At 71.2% G+C, this 1,593-nt stretch carries 1 protein-coding gene and 1 pseudogene; both read left to right on the top strand.

Translation table 11 applies throughout. From position 1 onward, the window contains the following. The first annotated feature begins 96 nt into the window (after positions 1–96). Positions 97–1,074, top strand: a complete 978-nt coding sequence (locus tag C667_RS22805) for an ABC transporter permease (protein WP_004388082.1) — start codon at positions 97–99, stop codon at positions 1,072–1,074. Next, positions 1,071–1,593 (top strand): annotated as a pseudogene (locus C667_RS22800) (ABC transporter permease); the annotation flags it as partial. The gene C667_RS22805 and the pseudogene C667_RS22800, both read left to right, overlap by 4 nt.

The raw sequence follows: 1,593 nt of genomic DNA, 5'->3' as shown, positions 1-1,593 counted from the left end.
CGCGCTGGTGGCGCCGGCGGCGATCCACTGGCGGCGGCGCGAGACCGCCACCGCGGCGCCGAGCGCGGCCGGGTCCGGCGCGGGAGGAGGGCGCTGATGCTGGCCTACCTGCTGCGCCGCCTGCTCTACGCGGTGCCGATCCTGATCGGGGTGAACCTGCTCACCTTCGTGCTCTTCTTCGTGGTGAACTCGCCCGACGACATGGCGCGCATGCACATCGGCGTCAAGCGCGCCACGCCCGAGGCCATCGAGCGCTGGAAGGCCGAGCGCGGCTACGACAAGCCGATGTTCCTCAACGACGCCGCGAGCGGCAGCGCGCGCTTCACCGAGACCATCTTCTTCGACAAGTCGCTGCGCATGTTCGCGCTCGAGTTCGGCCGCGCCGACGACGGCCGCGACATCGGCCAGGAGATCCGCGACCGCATGGGCCCCTCGCTGGCGATCGCGCTGCCGACCTTCCTCCTCAGCCTCTTCGTGTCGATCAGCTTCGCGCTGCTGCTGGTGTTCTTCCGCGCCTCCTACCTGGATTTCTGGGGCGTGGTGCTGTGCGTGGCGATGATGTCGATCTCCAGCCTGTTCTACATCATCGGCGGGCAGTGGCTGGTGTCCAAGCTGTGGGCGCTGGTGCCGATCTCGGGCTATGCGCCGGGGCTGGACGCGGCGCGCTTCCTCGTGCTGCCGGTGCTGATCAGCGTGGTGGCCGGCATCGGCTCGTCGGCGCGCTGGTACCGCACCATCTTCCTCGAGGAGATCTCGAAGGACTACGTGCGCACCGCGCGCGCCAAGGGCCTGTCCGAGCTTGCGGTGCTGTTCCGCCACGTGCTGCGCAACGCGCTGATCCCCATCCTGACCGGCGTCGTGGTGGTGATCCCGCTGCTGTTCATGGGCAGCCTGCTGGTGGAGTCCTTCTTCGCCATCCCGGGCCTGGGCAGCTACACGATCGACGCCATCAACGCGCAGGACTTCGCGGTGGTGCGGGCGATGGTGTTCATCGGCTCGGTGCTCTACATCGTCGGGCTGATCCTCACCGATCTCTCCTACACCCTGGCCGATCCGCGGGTGAGGCTGCAATGAGCGCATCGAGCGGGATCCTCGGCTTCCAGCCCGTGGTGCTGTGGACCGACGCGCTGCTCTTCCTGCTCGTCGCGCTGGCGCTGCTCTCGGCCTTGCGCGCCCGTACGCAGGCGCCGCTGCGCGCGGCCTGGCGCAAGGTGGGGCGGCGGCCGACCGGGATGGCGGCGGCCACCGTGCTGCTCGCCTTCCTCGCCGTGGGCCTGGTCGACAGCCTGCACTACCGGCCGCTGCTGCCGGCGCTGGAGAGTGCGGCGGGAGCCGGTGCGCAGGCCGGATCGGCGCCTGCGGCGCCGGTGGTCTCCACCGAGGTGCTGTCCGCGCTCGACGCGCTGCTCGCGCCGCTGCGCCTGCGCACCGAGAAGACCTACTCCGCGCCCTTCGCGTGGACGCTGTACCAGCGCGAGACGGTGGAGACGGCCGACGGCGGCCAGGTGCGCGACTACCCGCGCCTCGCCTACGGCGCCGCTCACCTCGGCGCGGACGCGGCCGCCGCGCGCGGCGGCGACGTGGCGCTGCGGC

Origin of the sequence: Thauera phenylacetica B4P (assembly GCF_000310225.1) — a bacterium.
Lineage (GTDB): Bacteria > Pseudomonadota > Gammaproteobacteria > Burkholderiales > Rhodocyclaceae > Thauera > Thauera phenylacetica.
Note: the sequence above shows the minus strand (reverse complement) of the source record. Positions and strands in the feature narration are given on the sequence as shown.

Coding starts and splice junctions, on each gene's coding strand:
- C667_RS22805 (WP_004388082.1), top strand. CDS start 97: ATGCTGGCCTACCTGCTGCGCCGCCTGCTCTACGCGGTGCCGATCCTG.